This window comes from Brevundimonas sp. MYb52, from assembly GCF_002979535.1.
In the GTDB taxonomy this organism is placed as follows: Bacteria; Pseudomonadota; Alphaproteobacteria; order Caulobacterales; family Caulobacteraceae; genus Brevundimonas.
Genome location: NZ_PCPB01000005.1, coordinates 146,043 through 170,397 on the forward strand (window position 1 = coordinate 146,043; position 24,355 = coordinate 170,397).

Sequence of the window (24,355 nt, forward strand, 5' to 3'; positions counted from 1 at the left end):
AGGTCGCTTTCGTCCGAGCGGCAATGCGGCGACAGCAGCGGCCTATGTCGTCACCCGCCCACCGCCTGATCGTCCCCGTCCTCGGCTTCGGCCTGATCGTCGCCTTTGCATCGAGCTATTATCTGCTGGGGGTCCTGGCCGAGCCTCTGGCGGCGGGGACCGGGACCACGCCGTCGCTAGTCTTCGCAGGGTTGTCGGGCGCCTTCCTGATCTCGGCGGCGCTCAGCCCGTTCGGCGGGCGCTGGGTCGATCGGCGCGGCGGGCGCGAGGTGCTGAGCGCCGCCTCGGTCGTCTTCGCCGCTGGTCTGGCCGGGCTGGGCCTGTCGCAGGGGCCGGTCAGCATGGTGGCGTCCATCCTGACGCTGGGCATCGGCATGGGCGTGGGCTTCTATGGCCCGGCCTTCGCCGTGCTGGTCGCCATCCACGGCGAGGAGGCGAAAAGGCCGATCACGGCGGTGTCCCTAATCGGCGCCTTCGGCGGGGCCCTGGGCTGGCTCATGACCCTGGCCATGATCGAGGTGGTCGGCTGGCGCGGGGCCTGTTTCGGCTGGGCGGGGCTGCATCTGCTGGTCTGCCTGCCCCTGTATCTGACCCTTCTGCCCCGCGAGGTCGCGGGGGCGCGCCGCCCGGCCGAGGTCGGGCGGGTGCGTTGGGACGGGCGCATGATCCGGCTGGCGGTCCTGTTCGCCGGGGCCTGGTGGATCGCCACGGCCATGAGCGCCCACCTGCCGCGCCTGCTGGGGCGCTTGGGGCTGGAGCCGGCCCAGGCGGCGGGCGCGGCGACGATGATGGCAGGGGCGGCGGTCGCCGTGCGGCTGCTGTCTTTCCTGACATCCGGCAAGGGTTCGCCGGTGCTGGTCCTTCGCTTCGCCACCCTGCTGCACCCGCTCGGCGCGGCGGTCGCCTTTTTCGGCGGAAAGGGGCTGGCCGGGGCCGTGGCGGTCGGTCAGGGGGCGGGCAACGGCCTGCTGTCCGTGGCCTCCGGCGTCCTGCCGCTGCACCTGTTCGGCAAGGAGAACTACGCCACGCGTCAGGCCCTGATCCTGACCCCGGCGCGCTTTCTTCAGGCGGCGGCGCCGCTCAGCTACGGCATGGTGCTGGACCGCTCGGCGGGGTTGGCCTTGCTGGCCTCCAGCCTGGTCTGCGCCCTGATGTTCGCCATGACCTTCGGGCTGGAGCGGCGTGAACAATAGTACCGTCACCCTCGGGCTTGTCCCGAGGGCATGTCGTCAGACCAAGCGCCAGCGCTGAAGGACGGCCCGTTCCCGTTCACTCGGCCCGGAACGCAAGGGTCGCCATGGGCCCTCGGGACAAGCCCGAGGGTGACGGGGAAGGTTAGATCACCGGCTCGACATCGGCGCGCACCGTCACCTTGCGCGGCGCGCGGCGGTCCAGCGTAGTCCACGCAGCGGCCAGCCCCGCCACGGCGCGGTCCAGATCGGCCTCGTGACGGCTGAAGGGCAGGCGCAGGAAGCGCTCATAGGCGCCATTGATGCCGAAGCGCACGCCCGGCGCGATGCGCACGCCATGATCCGGCGCGGCCAGGGCCAGACGGGTGCTGTCGGCGCGGGGCAGCTCGACCCAGAGCGACAGACCGCCCTCGGGTCGCCGCGTCTTCCAGTCCGGCAGGGCCTCGGCCAGTCGCGCGCGCAGATGGGCCTCCTGCCGCGCTATGGCCCGGCGCCGCGCGTCCAGCGGGGCGGGATCGCCGCTCAACAGGACGGCGGCGGCCAGTTGCTCCATGACCGGCACGCCGAGGTCCAGCGACGGGCGGCGGCGGATCACCATGTCGATGACGTCGGCGTGGGCGCGCAGCCAGCCGACCCGCAGCCCGCCCCAGTAGGGCTTGCTGGTCGAGCCCAGCCGCACGACGTGCGGGCCATGATCGACGGGCGGCGGCGGCGGGCAGTCGAACCACAGCTCGCGCAGGGTGTCGTCCAGCACCAGCAAGGCGCCGACGCGGGCCGCCGCCGCCGCGATGGCCGCCTCGTCCTCCGCCGACAGGACATGGCCGGTCGGGTTCTGGTGCGCCCCGATCAGATAGATCAGCCGCGGCCTGACGCGGGCGATGGCCGCCAGCATGCCGTCCATGTCCCAGCCCTGCGGCGTCATGGCCACCGGCGACAGGTCCAGCCCCGTCTGCACCAGGGCGTCCAGCGCATGGGGATAGCCGGGATGTTCGACCACCACCCGGTCGCCGGGCCGCGTCACGGCCCGCAGCAGGATGGCCAGGGCCCCCAGCGCCCCCGCCGTGACCACGATCTGATCGGGGGCGGTCGCCATGCCCTCGGCGCCATAGCGGTCGGCGACGACGCGGCGCAGGGCCTCGATCCCCACCGGCTCATAGCCTCGACCCGGCAGGTGGGCGGGCAGGGCCTCCAGGGCGCGGGCGTAGGCGGCGTGGACCTGTTCGTCGGCGGGCATGGAGGCGGTGGCCATGTCGATGACGCCGGGCGTGTCGTCGCCCTGCATCGGTCCGTCCAGCCGCACGGGTCGCGAGGCGGCGCTGGCGGGCAGGGCGGTGACGCTGCCCGATCCCGTCCGGCTGACGACAAAGCCCTCGGCCCGCAGCCGGTCCAGCGCCGCGCTGACGGTGATGCGGCTGACGCCCAGGGTCTCGGCCAGCCGCCGCTCCCCCGGCAGGCGCGCGTTCAACGACAGCCGCCCGTCCAGGATCAGCAGCTTCAGCGCCTCGGACAGGCGGCGATAGGCGGGCTCGCCATCCGGCCCGCGCCAGTTGTTCAGCTGACGCGACAGGGAGGCGGGGTTGACGAGGAGGTCGCGCATAAGGCCATCGTCGTGAAAGCGGCTCTATAAAACAAGGCCAATTATCGCCTGTATGGCTCCATGTTCATGCGTCGCTTCATCCAGCTTCAAATCGGTCTTCTGCTTTACGGGGCGTCACTGGCCCTGATGGTCCGGGCCGACCTCGGCCTCAATCCGTGGAGCGTCCTGCATCAGGGCCTGTCCGAACGGACGGGGATCAGCCTCGGCATGGTGGTCAACCTGGTCGGGCTTCTGGTCCTGCTGGTCTGGATACCCCTGCGCCAGAAGCCGGGCGTGGGCACCATCTGCAATGTCCTGCTCATCGGCACGGCGGCGGACGTCGCCCTGTGGGCCCTGCCGCCGATCGAGGGGCTGGCGCTGCGGATCGCCTTCCTGACGGCGGCCATCGTGCTGAACGGGGCGGCGACGGCGGCCTATATCGGCGCCGGGCTGGGCCCCGGCCCGCGCGACGGCCTGACCACGGGTCTGGTGCGCATCACCGGCTGGCGCATCGGCTGGGCGCGCACGGCGATCGAGGTCGCGGTCCTGGCCATGGGCTGGCTGCTGGGCGGCGTCGCCGGGGTCGGCACCGTCCTCTACGCCCTGGCCAACGGGCCTCTGGTCCAGTGGTTCATGGCCCGCTTCGAGATCGCCCCGAAGGCCCAGGCCAAGCCCGCGCCCTCGACCTGAACGCGGCGTCCGAAGACCGCCAGACCGCGCCGGGCGGGCATGACAGGAAGGCGGCCTTCACCACGCACGAGGTCGTCATGCCTGCACTCACCGACAAGGTCGCCATCATCACCGGGGCCAGTTCCGGCATAGGGGCCGCCGCCGCCCGCCTGTTCGCGCGCGAAGGCGCGGCGGTGGTCGTCACCGCCCGGCGCGAGGTCGAGCTTTCAGCCCTGGTCGCCGCCATCGAGGCGGAAGGCGGCCGCGCCGTCGCCGTTCCGGGCGACATCCGCGACGAGGCCCTGGCCGAGCGTCTGGTGCGCACGGCGGTCGAGCGCTTCGGCGGGCTGGACGTGGCCCTGAACAACGCCGGGGCCATCGGCGCCAATGAGCCGACGCCGGAGATTTCACTGGAGCGCTGGCGCGATACGCTGGACGTCAATCTGACCGCCGCCTTTCTGGGGGCCAAGCATCAGGTCCCGGCCATGCTGGCGCGCGGCGGCGGCTCGCTGATCTTCACCTCGACCTTCGTGGGCCACGCCATCGGCATGCCCGGCATGGCGGCCTATGGCGCGGCCAAGGCGGGTCTGATCGGCCTGTCGCGGGTCATCGCCGCCGAGTTCGGCGCGCAGGGCCTGCGCAGCAACTGCCTGCTGCCCGGCGGCACGGACACCGAGGCGGGGCGCGAGTTCGCTCACACGCCCGAGATCATCGCCTTCGTCGAGAACATGCACGCCCTGAAACGCATGGCGAGCCCGGACGAGATCGCCCGCGCCGCCCTCTTCCTGGCGTCCGACGCCTCCAGCTTCATGACCGGGACGGCCATGCTGGTCGACGGCGGGGTGTCGATCAGCAAGACCTGAGACGGGTTAGGAGGGGACGTCGCGACCGGGACTTATTGGAACCCGGCCCGGCGGAATCTGGCCTGTGCGCTGTCGATCCGGCCGTCGGTGGGGTCAGCCGCCAGGGCGCGGCGAAGGAGGTCTCGGGCCAGAGCCTCCTGCCGTGTCCGCTCGGCCTCGTCCGCCGCGTCTAGCCCGCGCTCCATGGCCAGGTCCGCCATCAGGATAAGGCCCTCGACATTGTCGTCCTGGCGTTCGAGTGCGCGGGTCAGCGCCGTCTCGGCGGCCACGGGGTCTCCCCAGCGCTTTTCCGCGCGGCCGAGCGCGACCAGGGCCAGGGGATCATCCGGGAAGCGAGCGGCGGCCGTCCGAAAGGTGCTCAGCAGCGCTGGCCCGTCGATTTCTGCGGGATTCCATGACCGGGCGTTGATCATGGGAAGCAGCACCACATCGGCGGCGGGCGACAGGGGGGTGACGGTGATGGCGGGGTTGACGGGCGGGACGTCGAGCTTGGCGTAGGACATGCGCCCGCGAAGATAGGCACGAAGCTGGGCTGTCAGCTGATCGGGCGTAATGTTGTAATTCGCCTGCCAGGCCTCGACAGGATCGCGACCGCTGTTGACCGCCCTGACATAGGCGGACAGGGCCCGAACCCGGCCTGCATCGGCCAGAAGCCAGTGCGTCAGGGCCCAGGACTGGGCGTAGAACATGCCGCGGCCCGCCTCGGTATTGATCCCCAAGGAACCGTCGGCCCGCAGCACGACGTCCATCGGCAGCCAACTGCCCTGGTTCAGGGCGCGCAGGCGACCGGGGTCCGGCAGGCCGAACGACGCCTGGCCGCCCGCGGTCACCGTCGCCGTGGCGAAATATTCGGCAAAACCCTCGCGCAGCCATCCCGGGTATCGGTCGTCGCCGCTTCGGGCCATGACGTGGTGGCTGTATTCATGGAGCAGGAGGTCGTCGCTTTCGCCTCGCACCAGAACAGCGAAGACATCGTTCTCGCTGGTGGAATAGTAGCCGGCGATGCCGGCGGGAAGGCCAGGCACGGCCACGCGCAGGGCGCGCGCGTCGGCCACCAGATAGACCGGCAGCTTGCGGACCTCGTTCAACGGGCCGGGGCCGAAGCGCGATGTCAGAAGCGCGTCGAAACGCTCCAGCTTCAGGGTGTAGTCGCGCAGCGACCGCTCCGACCCGTCGCTGTAGACGACGAAGTGCGGACTCTCCGCGCGCTTCCACTCCGCGAACGCCGACGCCGGCGTCAGGGTGATCAACGCCAGGGCAAGCAGGAGACGATGGACAGCTGACGACATGACGAACCTCCCGCCGAGAGCGGTCACTAAGCCTCGTTTGGGCGGCGCGGTCCAGCCTGAGGCCAGGCTGCCACGGAGGGTCAGCCGCGTTCCTTGGTCTTGGTGAAGGCGATCTTGGGGAAGCGTTCGGAAACGTAGCCGGTTTCCCAGCTCGACTTGGCCAGGAAGACCGGGGCCTGGTCGATGTCGACGGCCATCTGCGGGCGGTACTTGCCGGCGAAGTCTTCCAGATCGGCCTTGTCGCCAGCCACCCAGCGGGCCTCGGCGTAAGGGCTGGGCTCGAAGACGACGTCGAGATTGTATTCCTCGCCCAGGCGGTCGGCCATGACCTCGAACTGCAGTTGGCCCACGGCGCCGACGATGAAGTCCGAACCCAGTTCCGGGCGGAACAGCTGGGTCACGCCTTCCTCGGCCAGGCCCTCCAGCGCCTTCTTCAGATGCTTGGCCTTCAGCGGGTCCTTGACGCGGACGCGCTGCAGGATTTCCGGGGCGAAGTTGGGCAGACCCGCAAAACGGATCATGCCGCTTTCCGACAGGCTGTCGCCGACGCGCAGCACGCCGTGGTTGGGGATGCCGATGACGTCGCCGGCATAGGCGTCGTCGGCCAGTTCACGGTCCGAGGCGAAGAACATGATGGGGGCGTTCACCGACAACTGCTTGCCGGTGTTCTGCACCTTCAGCTTCATGCCGCGCTTGAAGCTGCCCGAGGCCATGCGGAACATGGCGATGCGGTCGCGGTGGTTGGGGTCCATATTGGCCTGGACCTTGAAGACGAAGCCGGTGACTTCCGTCTGGCCGGGCTCGACGGCGATCTCGACGGGCGCAGGGGCGTTGCGCGTCTCAGGCGGGGCTTCCTTGCGGGCCGGCATGACCTTGGGCGGCGGGGCCCATTCGCCGATGGCGGCCAGCAGTTCGTCGATGCCGAAGTGGCGCAGGGCCGAGCCCCACAGCACGGGCGTCATGTGGCCTTCCAGGAAGGACTGGCGGTTGAAGGCCGGATAGCCGGCCTCGATCAGTTCCTGGGTCTCGATCAGGGCCTCGTGCTCGCCGGCCTCGAAGTATTGGGCGGCGTCGGCCAGGGGCAGGGCCTCGGGGTGGGGCACGTCTTCTTTGGAGCCGGCCGGCTTCTTGGCGTAGGGCTGGAACTTGCCGGTCCCCATCTCGACCATGCCGCGCAGGCGGTTGCCGCTCTCGGCCGGCCACCAGATGGGGGCGGGGTCCAGTTGCAGGCGGCTGGCGATTTCGTCCAGCAGGGCCATCGGGTCCTGGGCTTCGCGGTCCAGCTTGTTGATGAAGGTGATGATCGGAATGTCGCGCAGGCGGCAGACCTCGAACAGCTTCAGCGTCTGCGGCTCGATGCCCTTGGCGGCGTCCAGCACCATGATGGCGCAGTCGGCGGCGGTCAGGGTGCGATAGGTGTCTTCCGAGAAGTCTTCGTGGCCCGGCGTATCCAGAAGGTTGAACATCTTGGCCACGCCATCGGCCGTGGTGTGCTCGAACGTCATGACCGAGGCCGAGACCGAAATGCCCCGTTCCTTCTCGATCTTCATCCAGTCGGACTGGGTCCGCCGGTTCTCGCCGCGCGCCCGCACGGCGCCCGCCGCGCGGATGGCCCCGCCAGCCAGCAGGATATGCTCGGTCAGCGTCGTCTTGCCGGCGTCAGGGTGCGCGATGATGGCGAAGGTCCGGCGGCGGCCGGCCTCTTCAGGCAGGGTCAGTTTCGACATGCCGCGCACGTAGCGCGCGCGAGGTCAAAAGTCACTCCGTGGCGTCAGACGCCGGAGTTTCGGATTGATCGCTGTCCTCTGGTGCCTCGGCCTGATCCTCGACGACCAGTCCCATTTCCGCGCGGGCTCTGGCGATCACCTCGCGGGCGCGACGGGTGTAGGCGCTGCGGTGCGGACTGTTCGAGACAGGCATCAGCACCAGGATGGCCTGGGCGTTCATGTCGCGCGCCATATAGGCGTCGGCCAGGCGCAGGCGCGCCTCGAACGATTGCGGGGCCAGGGCGGTAGCGACTTCCAGAGTCGAGACATCATTATCGGTGGGATAGCGTGGGCCGCCGCGACGGGTGTCGTTCAGGCCCAGATAGATGCGGAAATCGGTGGGATCGGCGTCCATGGCCCGGGCCAGATAACCGCTGGCGCGACGACGCAGGCCCTGAGCGGCTTCGGGATCCGTTTCGGCGCGGGCCTGATCCAGCAAGGCCATGGCCGCGACGCGCAGGATGTCGGCGTCCGTCTGGGCGTTGTCGAGGGACGGTTCCAGCGTGGCCAGGGCCAGGTCCGGTCGCTTTTCGAGGCGATGCGCCCGCGCGGCGAGCAGAAGGCCCGTGCGATCGGCCTTGTGCGTTTCCGCCATGGCCAGGGCGGAACGGATCAACTCGGCCCGCTGTTCGGCTTCTTCACGCGCCTCACGAGCCTTTTGGCTTTCGGACTTTTTCGTGCGGCCGTCGTCGTCGCTGGGCGTTTCGACGACAGGCTCATTGTCCAGACGGATGTCCAGCCAGACGGCCTCCGCGACGCTTTTGGGCAGTCGCGTGATCGTCACCTCCGGCTCAGGCAGTTCGATCTGCGGCGACAGGACGTTGATCCGGCCGGTCAGATAACGTCGGACGTCGTTCTGAAGCTCATCGGGTGTGCGTCCCGTCGCATTCTGCATCGCGACCACGGAGTCCACGCCGCTGATCACCGCGGTCAGGTAGTCGCCCAGCATCCGTATGCGTTCGGGCGTGCTCATGAAATAGTGGGTCATCGCCCAGGCTTGGGCGTAATAGAGATGGGCGGGGTAGCGGCCGGACGCCGTCACCCGCCACTTCAGCACATGCGCCATATCGGCCCAGGTGTTGGCGCCTGGGGTCAGAGAGTTCATTCGGCCAGGGTTGTGGAAGCCGAACTGGATGCGGTCGTTCACGACGTCGGCGGTCGAATAATACTCGGCGAAGCCTTCCACGAACCAGGACGGATAGGCGTTGGCGCGCATCTGGAACATGAAGTGGTGGGCGTATTCGTGGAACACCACGACGTCGCCCATCGGGCTGCGCGTATCCACCACGGCGTGGATGCGTTCGCTGTTGGGCGTATAATATCCTGCAACGCCATCATCGATGCCGGGCGAGATGCGGTTCATGTCTCGCCGGCCGTTGGCCATGAAGATTTCGAGCTTGGGAATCTCGTAGTCCGTCTCGATCGGATAATAGGTGCGCAGCAGAGCGTCGAAGCGTTCCACCTTGCGGGCGTAGCGGCGCAGACTGGCCTCTGACGTATCGCCATAGACGATGAAGTGGTCGGTTTCGGCTCTCAGCCATTCGGCATGGGCCGCGACGGCGCTCGCCAGATTGACCGCAACCGCAGCGCCGATCGCCGCCAGCAAGCGGCTGGAGCGCCCAGTCTGTCGCTTATGAATAGGCATCTGCACTTCCCCCAACTGGCCGAAACTTAACGAACAACGATCCGTCACGAAAGGGCGGCCCTGCGTCGAGCGGGTCTGGCCTGTGGACGGCGGAGGAAACAGGGATTGTCACGATTGTGTGAAAGACCCTTCGCGAAGCGGGGCTTTTAGGGGCATGCTCGTTTTCGTGAGACGCTGGTCCATGAGATCGGCGCCGCAAGGGAAAGGAAACGACATGGCTGTGGTGCATCCGGGCAAGGTCCCGTCCGCCCGCAATGAGCGCAACATCCATCCGGCCTTCTGCCTTCTGGCGGGCTTCGGCCTCATCACCCTGATGGCGACCTGCGTGCATATCCTGTTCGGACTCTTCTAGCCGCGCACGATCCGGCGAGGATTAGTCCCCGGCGGGAGTCTCTTCGCTCTCTGCTTCGCCCTGGCGCAGGATTTCGGCCTCTTCGGCCTCGGCCTCGGCCTCGCTCATGCCCTTGGCGCGCAGCAGCATTTCCCGTGCGCCGGGTGATGGACGGTGCGGGTCGTTGACCAGGGGCTCCAGCAGGGCGATGGCTTCGGCGTTGCGGTCCTTGAACATCAGCACCTGGGCCAGATTGATGCGCGCTGAACCCAATTGGGGCGCCAGGGTGAAGGCCTGTTCCAGCACGACCACGTCATTGTCGTTGGGGTAGCCCTCGCCACGCATCCGGTTTTCGGCGATCAACTGAAGGGTGGCGTAGTTGGCGTCGTCGGCGCGATAGGCGCGGTGGAGCAGGGCGCGGGCCTCGTTCTCCAGGCGATCGGCCTCCTCGGGGCTCTCGGCGTCCGTGGCGGTCTCCATCCGGGCGCGGACAAGGTATTGCAGCGCTTCGACATTGGCCGGTTCCAGCGCCAGCAGACGTTGCAGAGGCGCTTCGGCGGCGGCGGGGTCGCCGAAATGCAGCTCGGCGTGGCCCAGGGCCAGCAGGGCCAGAGGATCGTCGGGGTGACGGGCGGCGACGCGGCGCACCTCCTCGGCTGTGGCGGGGCGCTGATCGTCAGGGACGCCGACCTTGAGCCGCTGGTTCAGCAGCAACAGGTCGTTGGCCGAGCGCGGCAGCCGGGTCACCGTGACCGGGACCTGAGGAAAGCTCAGGCTTATGGCCTGATAGGGAATGCGGCCGTTCATGTAGCGGCGGAGGGTGCGGCTCAGCTCGGCGGGGCTCAGTCCGGTGGCGCGCTGCATCGCCTCGACAGGGTCTCCGCCCTCGCCGACATCACGCAGATAGGCGCTCAGCAGTTTCTGCCGGTCGGTATCGCCCAGGAACCAGTGGGTCAGGAGCCAGGCCAGGGGATAGTAGCTGTCCCGGTTGCGTGCGGTCTGCAGCGGCCGTTTGGACAAGAGTTCCGTCATGGGCATCCATGACGCCGCCTGTAGCCAGTAGGCGCGGTTCTCATTGTATTTGCCGACCAGGATGCGGGACTTCTCGATCTCCACCGTGGCGTAATATTCCGCGAAGCCTTCCACGAACCATCCCGGATAGGGATAGGAGAAGTTCTGCATCATGAAGTGGTGCGCGTACTCGTGCTTCAGCGTGTTGACGGTCTGATCGCGCAGAGCGATGCCGAAAATGTCCTCGTCGGTCGCCATGTAGAAGCCGGCGATGTTCTCGGCCAGATCGGGGCTGACCTGGACCAGACCCCTGCGTGAGCCCACCAGATAGATGGGCAGCTTGCGAGGCGGCGCTTCCTCAATGGCCAGGCCCATACGCAGCCGCAGCAGGCGGTCGAACCCCTCCAGTTCCTGCGTGAACTCGCGCAGCTTGCTCTCATTGCCGTCGCTATAGACGATGAAGCGTTCGCTCTCGGCCTTGAGCCAGTCCGCGTGAGCGGGGGTGATGCCCGCCATGGCCGCCGTCGTGGCCGACAGGAGCGCGACAGCGACGGTCCGGTGGAGCCGTCGCAGCAAGTGATTGAAATGGCGCACGTCGATTCCCCTGCGGAGACAGGTCTCAGGAATAACGAACGTTGTTGTTTTGCGAAAGGGATTGCAGCGTCAGGCCGCCAGGCGTCCCCAGACGGCCTTGTCGGCGGCGACGGCGCTCAGGCGGCCGTGGGCGGCGCGCGACTGAAGCTGACGCATGACCATCTCGGGCAGGGCGCAGAAGCGCGGCTCGACCAGTTCGGGGGCGCATCCGGCGTCGGGGGCGGCGAACAGGGCGGCGTTCACGCCCTCGGTCTTGTGCGCGATCAGCCAGGCCAGACGGCGGGCGCGGGCCGGATCGTTCCGGTGCAGCATGGGGTCTTCGGCGAACAGATCGCAGCCCATCTCCAGCACATAGTCGAAGTCCAGCTTCTCGAAGCGCCGCACGTCGTGGCTCGGGGCCGGGCAGGCCTCGTCCAGATCGAAGACGACGTCGTTCAAGAGAAACAGCATGGGCCGTCCACCGCTACCCAGGCCCTTCTGGCCCGATGAGACGGTTTTACGGGCGACTGGCTTGCGGTCCCGTTCACGAACGCGGTGAACGGACGGTTAGGGATCATGAGGGGGGCTACCGCGCTGCGCGCTACTTGAGGGCATTGCTTTTGGGCCTACCGCGCTGCGCGCTGCTTGAGGCCCACTTCTTTCTCCCTCCCCTTCATGGGGAGGGTGGCTGACGCGCAGCGTCAGACGGGTGGGGGCGGTCAGACAAATCAAGCGCAGTGGATAATCAACCACGCCCTCCCTACCCGGTCGCTGCGCGACCACCCTCCCCATAAAGGGGAGGGAGAAGGCGGCGCCTTACTCCTCCTGCACCTTCTCGGTCAGGAAGTGCCGGCCCTGTTTGTCCTCGATCTCGACCACCCAGAGGTCGGGGTCGTAGCGGCGCTGGCGCTCTATATAGGCGTCCAGTTCGCTCTCCATGTCGCTGACCACGGGCTGAATCCACAGAGGCTCGCCGTCCTGGCCCGTGGCCTCGGTGAACAGCCGCGCCGTGCGCTCAGAGGTGTTGTAGGCCTTGACGATCACGGCCCCGCCGCGCGCGTCGCCCTTCTTGACCACGGTGGCGTAGGCGCCTTCCAGTTCGGCGCGGCGGATCAGGGCGCCGGCCCAGACGTCGGTGGATAGAAGCAATTCGCTAACCCTGCTTGGACACGGGACCGGAACCATGCGGCCCCTAAGGTCGAGGCATGAGGATAGGCCTTTCCCCCCGAACCGCCAGCGGAATGCTGGCCGCAGCCGTCGCCGCCGTGACCCTGGCCGTGCCGGTCGGGGCGGCGCGCGCGGCGGTGACGGACGCCTTCTATGACCGCACCTTCATGCTGGCGGCGCATCGCAAATGCGATCTGTTCGAGCCCGCCTTGATCGCCGCCCTGGACGCGGCGGCGCTGCAGGCGCGGGGCGCGGCCTTGCGCGCCGGAGCGCCCGCCGCCGACCTGACCGCCGCGGCCGCCCGCGCCCGGACCAAGGCGGCGCGCACGGCCTGCGACGACGGCGATCTGAATCGGGTGAAGGCGCGGGTGCAGGCGGGCTTCGCCGGCTGGATGCGCGCGGCCCGGATGAACTTCCCCGGCGACCGTTCCGCCTGGCGCGGCGACCGCTATGAAAGCCAGGCGGCTGGCTGGCGTCTGGTGCAGGACAGCGCGACCGGCAGTTCGCCCGTGCGTTTCGGCCTGGCGGGAACGGGGCCGAAGACGACCGTGCCGACCGCCGTCGTCTCCTTCGTCGGACGGCCCCGGCCCTATGCGGCGCGAATCGTCATGCGCGACCGTGACAAGACCCCGCGCGTCTGGCTGACCGGCGGGGGGATGCCGCCGGAAACGGGACGCCGCGTCTTCTTCGCGGGGTGGTCCCACGCTGCTGCGCCGAGCCTGCTGACCGAGGGCGCACGTCAGGGCGAGGCCTGGATCTTCCCGGCGGGCGCCGCCGAGGCCCTGGGCCAGCTCGACCCCCGCGAGACCTTCGTCATCGAGTTCCTGTTCCGCGACGACAGCATCGCCGAGGCCCGCTTCGAGGCCGGCGACTTCGCCGCGGGCCGCGCTTTCCTGACGATGGGCGCGATCTAGGGGTCAGGCGTCAAAGACGGTTGACCCCGGCGCCGAACAGGCCCCTTGACGACGGATGGCAAGCGAAACCGTCTACATCATTCAGGCCTATGTTCAGGGCAAGGGCGCATCCCTTCGCGCCGAGCCCCAGGTCGGGTGCAAGGACGCCGAGGAGGCGCGCCGCAAGGCCGAGCGTCTGGCTCCGCTGCGGGTCGGGGTCGTGGCCTTCTCGGTCTCGGCCGACACCGAAATGGGCGACTACGACGAACACCCGACCATCATCTTCAAGGCCGGCCGCCTGCCGCCGCCGTTCAGCGAAGAGGGCTGAGACCGGCGGCGGCTGAACCGTCTCAGGCCACCGGGAAGGTCGGCGGGGGCAGGGTCAGTTCGGCATCGCTGACCGCTTCCTCGCGGAAGAACCTGACCAGCAGGGGCGTGACCTCCGGGTGGGCCTCAAAGACATTGTGGCCGGCGTTCTCGACCACCACTCGGGTCTTGTTCTGGAACTGGGCGATGACCTCGGCCTGTTCCTCCAGGGGGGTGCGGCCGTCCAGCGAGCCGGCGACCAGAAGCGCCGGGGTTTCGATGCGGATGGGTTGGCGGAAGTCATCGCCCAGATCGACGCCGGGGATGGCGCCGATCAGGTGCGGCATGGGCAGGTTGAAGGCGTCGCCCAGAACCGCCGTCTTCGCCTCTTTTTCAATCAGGGCCAGGCGCGAGGGCGAAATGCCGGAGGCCATATCCATCGCCTCGGGCATGCCGGAGATGCCGAAATAGCGGTGGGGCGGCGGGATGATCGAGGCCAGGCTGTCGGTCTGGCCAGCGTCGAGGGCCAGATAGATTTTCGGCAGCATGGACAGTTGCGGCGGGTTGGCGACCAGGGCCGAAGCCAGCAACTGAACTCCGAAGCCGCCGACCTTGACGTCGATAGGGCCATTCTCGCCGGCGAAGGTCACGGTCGCCGGATCGGCCTCCAGCCGCTCATGCACGCGGCGCATCAGGGCCGGCATGTCGGGGATGGCCGCGCGGACCGCCGGGTCCTGTCCCATCAGATGATCGACGCGGTCCAGGAACATGTCGATGTGGGCCGGGCGCTTGATGGTCTGGTCCTGACCTTCCAGGCTGGCCAGGGCGACGCGACCGATCGAGTTTGGATGCCGTTTCAGCACCGACAGGGCCAGGTGGGTGCCGTAGCTGATGCCCCACAGGTTGACCTTGTCCACGCCCAGATGGCGGCGCAGGTCCTCGATGTCGTCGGCGTTCTGTTCGGTGTTGTAGCCGGTCATGGCGATGCCGGCGCGGCTCCAGTCGATCCAGGCCTTCTGCATCTCCTCGCGATACCAGGCGGTGACGCCGGCATGGGTCATGGCGGGGTAGGGGGTGGTCGTGTCGCGGTCGGGAATGCTGGCCGACAGGCCGACGCCGCGTTGATCCAGGGCGATGACGTCAGCCACAGCTCTCAGGGCCATGAAGATGGGGAAGCGCGGGCCCATTGCGGTGCGCACGCCGGACCCGCCCGGTCCGCCCGCCAGATAGATGATGGGCGGTCCCGGATTTTTCGCGGTCGAGGCGAAGCGCACATAGCCGATGCGGATGCGGCGCGAGCCGGGGATGCGGCGATCCTCGGGGACCTCGAAGTAGCCGCGCTCGGCGTCGACCTCCTGGCCGTCGCCGGACTTGTAGCGGAAGGGACCAGCCGGGGGCTGGGCGTCCTGGGCCTGGGCGGTTCGGGACAGGAGCGCCAGACCGGGAAGGGCGAGGCCGGCGGCGGCGAGGATGGAGCGGCGGTTCAGGGATGTGTGGGTCATGTCCACGGTTGAAGCAGGCTTTCCGGGGCGGCGGGGCGCGCATCGGTCAACGGTCGGCCGGCATCGGTGAACGGCAGCGCTTTGCGGCGAATGGCGATAGGGTCGCCGCCATGTGGCGCATTCTTCTCATTGTGATTCTCTTGACCGCCTTGCCGACGGCGCTGCGGGCGCAGGAGGCGTGGGAGATGTGCAGCGGCGCGCCCGGCGTCGGCGAACCCGTCCTCAGCGACTGTCGTCCGCTCGACGGCGCCATTGATCCGCAAGGGCGGGAGCTGTGGCTGCGCGCCGTCGTGCAGCGCCCGACCGGCGACGATGCCGTCGCCCTCTATGTCGTCGGCGCCGCCTCGTCGGAGGCCTGGCTCAATGGTCAGAAGCTGGGCGCCAACGGGCGGCCGGGCGACACCAAGGCTGCAGAGACGCCGGGCCGGTATGAGGCGGCCCTGCCGATCCCTGAACGGATGTGGCGGCCTGGCGACAACCTGGTGGTGGTCCGTCTGTCGTCCTTCCACGGTCTGATGCGCCTCGACAATCCGGTCGGCGCCATCATGGTCGCCCCCTATCCCTGGCCGTCGCGGACGGTTCCGGTGGCCATCGCCTTCCTGGCCGCCGGCGCCCTGTTCGCCGCCGCCTTCGGCTTCGGCGTCATCTACAGCCTGCGCCGCACCGGTTCGAGCCTGGCGCTGGCGGCCCTGGCCGGGGTGGCCGGTCTTCAGGCCATGCTGGAGAGCCTGCGCGCCTTGCTGCCCTATGCCTATCCGGTTCACGCTCTGCGGCTGGTCGGCATCTGGGGGCTGAGCGCCGCGTTCGCGGTTCTGCTCGTCGTCTATGTCGTGTCGCGCTTCTGGCCGCAGGCGCGACGTCCGGTGGTCGCCCTGGCCGCGGTCGCCGTGGCCGCGACCTGGTTCGCGCCCGGATTCGACATGAAGACCGTGCTGGCGCTGATGATCGGGCTGGGCCTGTCGGCAACGGTCGCGGTCGTGGCCGTGCGTCGGCGGTTGCCGGGGGCGCGTCCGATGCTGGCCTATCTCGGCGTCTTCATCGCGATCGGTCTGCTCTTCCCCGACTGGCTGACGGACCTGTCCTATTTCCTGTTCGCCGTGGGCTTCGTCCTGCCCCTGCTGATGGCGGAAGTCGTGCGGCTGGGCCGGGCCGATCAGGCGCGCGAGGTCGCATTGACCCGCGCCGCCGCCCGTCCCAACTGCCTGACGGTCGCCTCGTCACGCGGGGTCCAGCGGGCGCCGCTGGACGACATTGTCGCCATCGTCGGGGCCGACGACTATGTCGAGCTGCGCCTGACGAACGGACGGCGACTGCTGCACGCCGCCCGACTGGATCGCCTGGAAAAGGAACTGCCCGCCAGCTTCCTGCGGGTCCACCGCTCGGTGATCGCCAACCTGGCCCACGTCCAGGGCTTCGAGCGCGACGGCGGCCGCGGCCGCCTGCTGATGGACGAGGGCGCCCCCCTGCCCATCAGCCGCAATCGCCTCCCGACGGTCCGCGACGCGCTGGACGAACCGGGGCGGCTTCAGGCGTCGAACGCGAGCGCTTAAAGGTCGAATAAAACGCCGAACCCGGAACCCAGGCGTTTGCGGCCTCTCCGTCGGCGCCATTGCGTTGAACGCCTGGGCCCAGAATCGCCCTTGCGGGCCGTCGGGGTGACGGCTTGTGGCGAGCGTGACGATGGCTGTTATCGACCCTTAGGCGACATTAAGCCACCCAAGACTCCACGCAGCCTGCCCGATGCCATGTGCCCCAGAAGCGGTAATAAGTGCAGTCCTGCCCCGACCCGGCAAGCGCCGCCAGAGACACCCCAACGCCAACCTCAGCCTTGTAACCACCAAGGCTATATCGCGGGGCTTCTACTATGCTGCTCGCGACCTCTATTCCAGGGGGGAGTTGTTCGTACGCCAGGGCGCGCGGGAAGCCTAGGTCCCGCCAGTGGCACGTACGATCTGAACCTATCACGCGATAAGGGGGAGGGGTGCTGCGCAACGCCTGCGCCATCAGTATGCAATCGGCCCCCAAGGGGCCGTCCATCCTCTGCCCCCGAACGGGCAGGGCTAGTCCGGCTGTTGCCACTATCAATAGCAGCGAAGCGGTGACTGCTGAGGCCGCGCATACGGTGCCGATCCGTCTTTTCATTTAGGCTCCCCAAGGTGGCGACGACACTAGCAGGTCGATAGCTGCTTCCCACCCCCAGCAGCCGTTCCGCGCGCCCGCTTCCGGCCGCTCTGGCTCGACGTCCCCTCAGGCGGTGCGGTTCAGGGGGATGACCTGGGCCTGGCCCTCGACCGGTTCGCGTGCGGCGACGACGACGGGCAGGCGGACGGTGACGGCCGTGCCTTCGCCCAGGCTGCTGTCCAGGCTCATGGCCCCCCCGTGCAGTTCGGCCAGGGACCGGACCAGCGACAGGCCCAGGCCGGTGCCCTGCGCCCGCTGTTCGGCGCCGCCGGCCTGTTCGAAGGGGCGGCCCAGACGGGCCAGATCCTCGGGCGCGACGCCGACGCCGGTGTCGGCCACGGTCAGTTCCAGCTCGCTCCCCAGGGCCTCGGCGCGCACGGTGACGGACCCGCCCGCCGGGGTGAATTTCACGGCGTTGGACAGCAGGTTCAGCGTGATCTGCTTCAGCGCCCGCCGGTCGGCGGCGACGGTCAGGGCGTCCGGCGGCAGGACGGCGGCCAGATCCACCCCCTTCTCGTCGGCCTGAACCCGCACCAGGGCCAGGGCCGCCGACACCACTTCGCGCACGTCGAAGCGCTCTATGCTCAGGTCATAGCGGGCGGCCTCGATGCGGCTGACGTCCAGGACGTCGTTGATCAGGTCCAGCAGGTGGCCGCCCGCCTCGTGGATCGACTGGGCGTAGTCGGCGTAGCGGTCAGGCACCGGGCCGAAAAGGCGCTGGCGCATGATGTCCGAGAAGCCGAGGACAGCGTTCAGCGGGGTGCGGAGTTCATGGCTCATATGGGCCAGGAAGCGGGACTTGCCGGCGTTCTGGGCCTCGGCTTCGACGCGGGCGGCCTCCAGGCCCTCTTCGCGGGCGTGGGCCAGGGTGGCGTCCAGGGCCAGGGCGATCAGGCGCGGGGGCTCGTCCGTTCCCATCGAGGGGCCCAGCCGGCGCAGCACCAGCAGGATGCGGCGGTCCAGCGCCAGGCGCGGGGCGAAGCGCGCCTGGGCCTCGGCCCCGGTGCGGGCCTTGGCCAGGGCCGCCAGGACGGCGGGGCGATCCGGGGCGTGGACGGCGGCGATCAGGCCGTCCTCGAACAGGGGTTCGACCGGCAGGGCCGCCGGCGCCGCGCCATAGGCCGCCAGGGCTGCGCCGGAGGCGTCCAGAACCAGGGTCAGGCCGGGCTGACCCGCCAGGACCGTCTCGATCTGCGCCAGGTCGCCGTCGGCGGCGCTCAGGCGTCGGGCCTGTTCGACGGCGCTGAGCCGAAAGGCCATGGCCGTCGCGCCGGCGGTCAGCAGGGCGGTGACGGCGGCCATGCCGGGCGAGGCCTCCGGCGCGCCGTGGACGGCGGCGGCGATCAGGCCCGCCAGCGCCGCCAGCGCAGATCCCAGGGCGCCGAAGGGGGGCAGTCGCCCTGACCCCTGAGCTGTCCCGAGCGCTATGGCGGCGGCGACCGGCATGAAGACGAAGGCGCCCAGCGGCCCGGTCAGTCCGCCCGACAGTCCCGCCGCCGCGATCGCCGCCAGCGACCAGGCGGCCAGCAGGGCGGCGCGCACCATGGGGCCGTCGCGCCCCAGCAGCACCAGCCCCAGCAGGCCGGGCGTCGCCATGGCGAGGGCCGCCGGCGTATCCAGGGCCTGGGCTTCTTGTCCGAACCAGGCGCCGCCCAGCGCGGTCAGCCCGACCGCGGCGGCCCAACCGGCGTGCCAGACGGCCAGGGCCGCGCCGCCGCGTGTTGCGGCGAGCGTTTCGACGGCGTCGGGCGGGGCGGCGGGGCGGGACAAACCGGGACTTCGCGTCAGTGAATCAAACAGTGCAGTTTAGGCTGTGACAAGGCTGCGCCCTAGGCTGCTCGCCTCCTGCGCGACTGGGAAAGCGCCATCCTGACCAGACAGTTGGGGATGAATGCGGCGGTTGTCGTTAACGCCGCCGGGGCCTATGTCGCCCGCATGAGCTCGAACGACGTCATTCCCGCCCTGACCCTTGACGAGACCCTGGCCGAACTGGTCGAGGAATTCGACCTGCTGGGCGACTGGGAGGGACGGATCGAATACGTCATCGACCTGGGCAAGGGTCTGGCGCCCCTGCCGGAGGACGCCCGGATCGAGGCCAACAAGGTGCCGGGCTGCGCCGCCCAGGTCTGGCTGTCGACCCGCCGCGCCGACGGGCGGCTGTTCTTTGACGCGGATTCGGACAGCGCCCTGTCCAAGGGCAATATCGCCCTGCTGCTGAAGCTCTACTCCGGACGCGCGCCCGCTGAGATCCTGGCCTTTGACGCCCGCGCCGCCCTGGACCGCCTGGGCCTGCCCTCGGCCCTGACGCGCCAACGCGCCAACGGCCTGAACAGCATGGTTGGCCGCATCAGGGATGCTGCAGCGTCATATTGACAGTTATGTTGATTTATGGCTTCTGGGGGATGATCGAAGTTCCCGGAAAGGCTTCGATCGACTCGGCTGAACGCGTCTGACCTGCATGGCGCGTTCGCGGATCGTGTGATCCCTCTGACTTCGCCCGCCCCGGTCGCCGGGGCGGGCCTTTTCATCTGGGCCTCAGGCGATCAGGCGATCGACAGGAAGGCTCCCAGGAGGGCGGCCAGGGCCAGGATCAGGAGCAGGGCCTCGAAGGGCGAGAGGCTCCAAGCGGAACGACGTCGGCGGATTCTGGCAGCCATTGGGGCCTCTCGGTTTCAATGATGATCTCGAGGGCCAGCTTCGCCGCGCCGCGAAGCGGAAGGGGCTGGCCGTAAAGCCCCCGCCACAAGGCGTCCAACGCGCGATCTGCTTCCCCCAAGGGTTCCATGCGAATCACCGAGCCACACGGCCAAGGCGCCGTCCTTAACAATTGTTGACAATTGTGGATAACGACGATTTTTGTGGACTGAAGCGCGGGATGCTCCCGGTGTCAGGTCGTCTGGCGTCGGTTGAGGGCCGCCATCACCGCTCCGGTCGATGCATGGCGATGCATACAGTGGAGCTTCAGGACGGGCTCTGCCGTCACCCGATCCTGTAATGTTCGGCCAGCGCCTGCAGCCCCTGTTTGAGCAGCGTCTTGCCTTGTCGGCGGCGCAGGAACAGGTGCTGTTCCGCCAACTGGAGCGAGGTTCCGTGGATGCAGACCTGCTCGACGAGCGCGCGAAGGCGCGGACCGCAGGCGCCCAAGGCGGCCTCGACGCGGGCCGAGGCCGAGAGGGCGCGGTCGGTGGGTTCGACGCGGGCGGAACTGCCGCCGCCGGCGCGGGGCAGGGCGTCCCAACGCATGGTCAGCGACGGGCCGGACAGGGCGATTTCGGCCTCTGTCCGCAGACGCTCGCCCGCAGCCACCTCGGCTGCGCTGAGCCAGGGGCGGCCCGAGGCGTCCTTGCGCCGGGCCAGCCAGGCGACGGGGCTCTCGCCCAGATTGGCGCGGCGGCAGGTCAGGCGACCGTCGGCCTCCATGACTGGGCGCTCGCCCTCGATCAGACCGGGACGACCGGCCGGCGGGGAGGGGGTGAGCGAGGTATTGGCGGCGGGCGTGGGCCGAGGCAGCCAGCCGCCGCCGTCGCGCCGCCTCAGGCCGGGCCGCTCCACCAGGGCGCGAAACGCCGCCTCGTCCAGGGTCAGCACCACCCGCCCGCGCCGGTCGCCGCCGAGGCGCAAGGGATAGGCGGCGCCCGACTGATCCAGCCAGGCGCCAGGGCGGTCCAGCAGCGACCGCGCCCGTTCCAGCGCCCGGCTCATCGGGCGGCTCCCATGGCCAGGGCCAGGTCGACGGCGGGCAGTTCCGCCACCGCGCGCAGGTTGGTCTCCAGCCCGTCCATCACCCGGTCATAGCGGTCGTCGTCGCGCGCATCCTCGGCCCAGCGACAGGCGGTCGAGGCGGTGGCCCGGTTCAGGCCGAAGGCGTGGCCGACCCGCTCCAGCGGCCAGCCGAACGAGACATGGGCCAGATACATGGCCGACCAGCGGGCGCGACAGGCGCGGGGCCGCGTCCGCTCACGCCGCAGCATCTCGGTCGCCGGCACCCCAAACGCGTAGGCCGCCAGATGCAGGGCCGCGTCGGCGCGGATGCGGTCGCCCTCCGTCACCGGCACGCGATAGGGCTCGGCCCGATAGGATTCCATTGTCGCAGCAGTTCCCGAACATTTTCTGTTGTCCCCATCATCTGTCCTATTGAGGGGTGTGTTAGGAATCTTGTCCTAATGAACGTCAGAATCGGACGCTTCGCCTTGTCGGGCGCGGGATCGGCTGTGGACGACTGAGTGCGCGACCGGGGAATGTTTCGCGCGTCAAGGGGGCATCGCGCGCTGCATGGTTAATAAATTAACGAATCCTTGACTCGGGACTCTCGACGGCGATTCGCAAATCAGCCTAAGCGTTTCATATCGGGACCCGTTAACCCTTCTTAAGGTTTTGACCCGTTAACGTTGGAACAAGGTTACCCGGCCGTCTCCCTTGGCGGTCGCACCCAAGCTTTGCCTGGAGGGGCATGAATGCGCGTCCTGCTGATTGAAGACGATCACGCCACGGCCCAGAGCATCGAACTGATGCTCAAGTCGGAAGGCTTTAACGTCTATACGACCGACCTGGGTGAAGAAGGCATCGATCTGGGCAAGATCTATGACTACGACCTCATTCTTCTGGACCTGAACCTGCCCGACATGAGCGGCCTCGAGGTTCTGCGTCAGCTGCGCGTCGGCAAGATCAATACGCCGGTCATGATCCTGTCGGGCACGCACGAGATTGAAACCAAGGTCAAGACCTTCGGCGGCGGCGCCGACGACTATCTGACCAAGCCCTTCCACAAGGACGAGCTGATCGCGCGCACCCACGCCGTGGTCCGTCGCTCCAAGGGTCACGCCCAGGCCATCATCCACACCGGCGAGATCGCCGTGAACCTGGACGCCAAGACGGTCGAGGTCGATGGTCACCGCGTGCACCTGACCGGCAAGGAATATCAGATGCTGGAGCTGCTCTCGCTCCGCAAGGGCACGACCCTGACCAAGGAAATGTTCCTGAACCACCTCTACGGCGGCATGGACGAGCCCGAGTTGAAGATCATCGACGTCTTCATCTGCAAGCTGCGCAAGAAGCTGGCGACGGCCGCCGGCGGCAAGCACTACATCGAAACCGTCTGGGGCCGGGGCTACGTCCTGCGCGACCCGTCGGAAGGCGCGATCAACGTCGCTGCCTGAAAGACGCCCTGAGCCTCCACTCAGGGTTCGAGATCAAAACGCCCGCCGGGAAACCGGCGGGCGTTTTTGCATTCTGGGTGCGCTAACGGCCTTCGGCCTGCTTGAGCGCGGCTTTCTTTCCTCCCCATTTCATGGGGAGGGGGACCGCGTAGCGGTGGAGGGGGCGTCGCCGCAGCCAGCCGTCTGAAGCGCCAACCCGGACAAGGCGGCGTCGCCCCCTCCGTCTCGTGCGCGCCCGATCCACCTCCCCATGAAATGGGGAGGTGGAGCAGGGATCAGCCCCTGACCGCGATGACCGACTTGGTCAGGCCCAGGACCACCTCGTCGTGGTGGGCGGCGTCGGGGAAGAGGAAGCGGAACTGGGTCTTGTCCAGCAGGCGGGCGTGCTGGACGTCGCGCATGGCGGCGCCGATGTCGGCGGCCTTCTGCGAGAAGCCGTGGGCCTTGCGCATCAGGGCGCGCGCGCGGCTCTGTTCGCTGCGCCAGTGGAAGAAGGGCGCCGAGAAGTGGGGCTCAATCGGGAACCAGAAATAGGGCGTCTGGACATAGTAGCGCGGGGCCAGGCGCCGCGCCTCGGCGGCGAAGGCCTCCATCCGCACCCAGTCGCCGACGTGCTCGACCACCGAGTTGGAGTGAACCAGGTCGAAGCTGTTGTCCGCGTATTGGGGCAGGGAGCAGGCGTCGCCGTCGACATTGTCGAACAGGGTCTCGTCCACCGCGTCGAAGCCGCCGGGATTGACCAGGGTGATGTGGACCTTCATCGCGTCGAGGAAGTCGCGTGGAAACAGGTTCCAGTATTCCGGCTCGCCGCCCAGATCGATGATCCGCACCGCGCCCTTCTCGGCGTGGATGGCCTCGATCAGCGCCGTGACGCGCTTGGCGCGGGCGCGGCGAAAGCGCGACACCAGCGAGTTGGGGTCGGCGTTGTCCTGAAGGGCGTGGATCAGTTTCATGACGCCGTTAGATCACGGTGAGGCTTGCGTTCCGGTAAACCGCTTGATCCTCCCTTGTCGCGCAGCGACGGGGGAGGGGGACCGCGTAGCGGTGGAGGGGGCGGCTACAAGCTCAGGCCTGAGCGATCTGAAAACGCTAGTCTTCGAAATCTATCGCGGCGCCTCGAACTCGCCCCCTCCACCATGCTTGCGCATGGTCCCCCTCCCCCGCTGCGCAGGGGAGGATTGAAGTCAGCCCCGGAACGCGGTTTCCAGCGCCGCAGCCAGCGGTTTGGCCCGGCCCAGGGCGTCGAACAGCAGGGGCTGGTCGCGTCCGTCGTCCTCAGGCTCGCGTCGCAGCCAGCTGTCGGTGTCGCGCAGGCCCCAGACGGTGAAGGCGTAGCGCTGGGCCGGGGGCAGGGCCATGAAGGCTTCGGCCAGTTCGACCACACGGGCCTTCTGCTGCTCCAGCTTCAGCGCCTGCGACCGGGTGTCGAGGCGGCGGTCCACGCGCAAGGAGGCGTCCAGTTCGGACACGTGGACCGGCAGGCCGAAGGCGGCGAGCTCGCGCATGAAGGCGGCGGTCTGACCGGCGGGGATCTCGATGTCGAGGTGCGACTGGGTGCCCAGTCCGCCGATCGGCGCGCCGGCCTTCAGCAGGCGCTCGACGGTGCGCAGGAAGGTCGCGCCCTTCTTCGGCGTGTTCTCAAGATTATAGTCGTTGATGAACAGGACCGCGTCCGGGTCGGCGGCCTTGGCCTGTTCGAAGGCGCGGATCATGTAGCCGTCCTGACCCAGGCGCTGGCTCCACAGGCAGTCGCGCAGGCCCGCGCCGTCATTGGTCACCGGCTCGTTGACCACGTCCCAGCCGACCGCCTGCCCGCGATAGCGCCCGGCGACGGTGGCGATCCAGCGGTCGTATTCGGTCGCGAACCGGGCCCGATCCAGGTCCTGGAAATAGGGATGGTCCTGCGCGTACCAGATCAGGGTGGTGCCGTGCAGTCGCAGGGCGTTGTCGCGCGCGAAGGCGACGATGCGGTCGGCAGCCGAAAAGTCATAGCCGCCCGTCGGCGTCAAAATCCGCTCCATCTTCATCTCCCACTCGGGGGTCAGCTGATTGAAGTGGGTGCGCACCAGTTCGACCCATTGCGGATCATTGAGCTGGCCCGTCATGGCGCTGAGGCCGACGGGGAAGGGGGCGGTGGACTTCAGCGGGGCGAGGGGCGGCGGCGCAGGCGGCGGCGGGGCCGAGCCGCAGGCGGCCAGGGCCAGGGGGGTGGCGAGGACGGCGCGGCGGGAAAGCAT

General features: G+C 68.7%; 22 protein-coding genes. 9 read left to right on the forward strand and 13 right to left on the reverse strand.

The features are described 5' to 3' along the window. Window positions 1-44: 44 nt before the first annotated feature. On the forward strand, window positions 45-1,193 hold the full coding sequence (locus CQ039_RS08355; RefSeq protein ID WP_158256007.1) for an MFS transporter: 1,149 nt from the start codon (window positions 45-47) through the stop codon (window positions 1,191-1,193). 142 nt (window positions 1,194-1,335) lie between these two features. Here CQ039_RS08355 and CQ039_RS08360 read toward each other — a convergent pair whose 3' ends face one another. Then, on the reverse strand, window positions 1,336-2,787 hold the full coding sequence (locus CQ039_RS08360) for a PLP-dependent aminotransferase family protein (protein ID WP_105564087.1): 1,452 nt from the start codon (window positions 2,785-2,787) through the stop codon (window positions 1,336-1,338). A 66-nt stretch (window positions 2,788-2,853) separates the two neighbouring features. Here CQ039_RS08360 and CQ039_RS08365 point away from each other — a divergent pair, with 66 nt between their 5' ends. Then, a complete protein-coding gene (locus CQ039_RS08365) occupies window positions 2,854-3,456 on the forward strand; it encodes a YitT family protein (protein WP_233190272.1) in 603 nt (200 codons plus the stop codon). A 77-nt stretch (window positions 3,457-3,533) separates the two neighbouring features. After that, window positions 3,534-4,298: an SDR family oxidoreductase gene (locus CQ039_RS08370; protein ID WP_105564109.1), complete on the forward strand. Its 765-nt coding sequence runs from the start codon at window positions 3,534-3,536 to the stop codon at window positions 4,296-4,298. A 32-nt stretch (window positions 4,299-4,330) separates the two neighbouring features. Here the strand turns inward: CQ039_RS08370 and CQ039_RS08375 are convergent, their stop codons facing one another. From CQ039_RS08375 to CQ039_RS08385, 3 genes are all read right to left on the reverse strand, one after another. Continuing rightward, window positions 4,331-5,587, reverse strand: coding sequence for a DUF1570 domain-containing protein (locus tag CQ039_RS08375; RefSeq protein WP_105564089.1), 1,257 nt, complete (start codon window positions 5,585-5,587; stop codon window positions 4,331-4,333). A gap of 80 nt (window positions 5,588-5,667) precedes the next feature. Further along, a complete protein-coding gene (locus CQ039_RS08380) occupies window positions 5,668-7,314 on the reverse strand; it encodes a peptide chain release factor 3 (protein ID WP_105564090.1) in 1,647 nt (548 codons plus the stop codon). A 31-nt stretch (window positions 7,315-7,345) separates the two neighbouring features. Next, a complete protein-coding gene (locus CQ039_RS08385; protein WP_105564091.1) occupies window positions 7,346-8,998 on the reverse strand; it encodes a DUF1570 domain-containing protein in 1,653 nt (550 codons plus the stop codon). Window positions 8,999-9,212: 214 nt separating this feature from the next. On the opposite strand from CQ039_RS08385, the gene CQ039_RS16710 reads away from it, so the two are divergent. Continuing rightward, window positions 9,213-9,350 carry a hypothetical protein gene (locus CQ039_RS16710; RefSeq protein WP_199183603.1) on the forward strand — a complete coding sequence of 46 codons (138 nt, stop codon included), beginning with the start codon at window positions 9,213-9,215 and terminating at the stop codon, window positions 9,348-9,350. Window positions 9,351-9,371: 21 nt separating this feature from the next. Here the strand turns inward: CQ039_RS16710 and CQ039_RS08390 are convergent, their stop codons facing one another. The 3 genes from CQ039_RS08390 to CQ039_RS08400 all read right to left on the reverse strand — a co-directional run bounded on the left by CQ039_RS08390 (window position 9,372) and on the right by CQ039_RS08400 (window position 12,062). After that, the gene (locus CQ039_RS08390) at window positions 9,372-10,934 is read right to left on the reverse strand and encodes a hypothetical protein (RefSeq protein ID WP_233190273.1); all 1,563 of its coding nucleotides are present in this window, start codon (window positions 10,932-10,934) and stop codon (window positions 9,372-9,374) included. 69 nt (window positions 10,935-11,003) lie between these two features. Next, entirely contained in the window at window positions 11,004-11,384 is a 381-nt protein-coding gene (locus CQ039_RS08395) for a hypothetical protein (RefSeq protein ID WP_105564092.1), read from the reverse strand. A 345-nt stretch (window positions 11,385-11,729) separates the two neighbouring features. Continuing rightward, window positions 11,730-12,062 carry a DUF1491 family protein gene (locus CQ039_RS08400; protein WP_105564093.1) on the reverse strand — a complete coding sequence of 111 codons (333 nt, stop codon included), beginning with the start codon at window positions 12,060-12,062 and terminating at the stop codon, window positions 11,730-11,732. A 92-nt stretch (window positions 12,063-12,154) separates the two neighbouring features. Between CQ039_RS08400 and CQ039_RS08405 the strand changes: the two genes are divergently transcribed. Continuing rightward, on the forward strand, window positions 12,155-12,994 hold the full coding sequence (locus CQ039_RS08405; RefSeq protein WP_233190274.1) for a hypothetical protein: 840 nt from the start codon (window positions 12,155-12,157) through the stop codon (window positions 12,992-12,994). 55 nt (window positions 12,995-13,049) lie between these two features. Beyond that, complete coding sequence (locus CQ039_RS08410; protein WP_105564095.1) at window positions 13,050-13,301, forward strand: hypothetical protein; 252 nt, start codon at window positions 13,050-13,052, stop codon at window positions 13,299-13,301. A 22-nt stretch (window positions 13,302-13,323) separates the two neighbouring features. Here CQ039_RS08410 and CQ039_RS08415 read toward each other — a convergent pair whose 3' ends face one another. Continuing rightward, on the reverse strand, window positions 13,324-14,781 hold the full coding sequence (locus CQ039_RS08415) for an alpha/beta fold hydrolase (RefSeq protein WP_105564111.1): 1,458 nt from the start codon (window positions 14,779-14,781) through the stop codon (window positions 13,324-13,326). Between the two features lie 131 nt (window positions 14,782-14,912). Here CQ039_RS08415 and CQ039_RS08420 point away from each other — a divergent pair, with 131 nt between their 5' ends. After that, window positions 14,913-16,331 carry a LytTR family DNA-binding domain-containing protein gene (locus tag CQ039_RS08420; protein WP_233190279.1) on the forward strand — a complete coding sequence of 473 codons (1,419 nt, stop codon included), beginning with the start codon at window positions 14,913-14,915 and terminating at the stop codon, window positions 16,329-16,331. A gap of 697 nt (window positions 16,332-17,028) precedes the next feature. Here the strand turns inward: CQ039_RS08420 and CQ039_RS08425 are convergent. Next, window positions 17,029-18,732 carry a sensor histidine kinase KdpD gene (locus CQ039_RS08425; protein WP_233190275.1) on the reverse strand — a complete coding sequence of 568 codons (1,704 nt, stop codon included), beginning with the start codon at window positions 18,730-18,732 and terminating at the stop codon, window positions 17,029-17,031. Window positions 18,733-18,897: 165 nt separating this feature from the next. On the opposite strand from CQ039_RS08425, the gene CQ039_RS08430 reads away from it, so the two are divergent. Continuing rightward, window positions 18,898-19,335, forward strand: coding sequence for a SufE family protein (locus CQ039_RS08430; RefSeq protein WP_105564114.1), 438 nt, complete (start codon window positions 18,898-18,900; stop codon window positions 19,333-19,335). 606 nt (window positions 19,336-19,941) lie between these two features. Here the strand turns inward: CQ039_RS08430 and CQ039_RS08440 are convergent. Both CQ039_RS08440 and CQ039_RS08445 read right to left on the reverse strand, forming a co-directional pair. Next, window positions 19,942-20,664: a DUF6456 domain-containing protein gene (locus CQ039_RS08440; RefSeq protein ID WP_105564096.1), complete on the reverse strand. Its 723-nt coding sequence runs from the start codon at window positions 20,662-20,664 to the stop codon at window positions 19,942-19,944. Then, window positions 20,661-21,047, reverse strand: a complete 387-nt coding sequence (locus tag CQ039_RS08445) for a chromosomal replication initiator DnaA (RefSeq protein ID WP_105564097.1) — start codon at window positions 21,045-21,047, stop codon at window positions 20,661-20,663. Before CQ039_RS08445 ends, CQ039_RS08440 begins: the two co-directional genes overlap by 4 nt. Window positions 21,048-21,416: 369 nt before the next feature. Here CQ039_RS08445 and ctrA point away from each other — a divergent pair, with 369 nt between their 5' ends. Continuing rightward, a complete protein-coding gene (gene ctrA / locus CQ039_RS08450; RefSeq protein ID WP_105564098.1) occupies window positions 21,417-22,118 on the forward strand; it encodes a response regulator transcription factor CtrA in 702 nt (233 codons plus the stop codon). Between the two features lie 275 nt (window positions 22,119-22,393). On the opposite strand, the gene CQ039_RS08455 is transcribed toward ctrA, so the two are convergent. Together CQ039_RS08455 and CQ039_RS08460 are read right to left on the reverse strand one after the other, a co-directional pair. Beyond that, on the reverse strand, window positions 22,394-23,071 hold the full coding sequence (locus CQ039_RS08455) for a methyltransferase domain-containing protein (RefSeq protein ID WP_105564099.1): 678 nt from the start codon (window positions 23,069-23,071) through the stop codon (window positions 22,394-22,396). Between the two features lie 231 nt (window positions 23,072-23,302). After that, window positions 23,303-24,355: an endo-1,4-beta-xylanase gene (locus tag CQ039_RS08460; RefSeq protein WP_105746544.1), complete on the reverse strand. Its 1,053-nt coding sequence runs from the start codon at window positions 24,353-24,355 to the stop codon at window positions 23,303-23,305.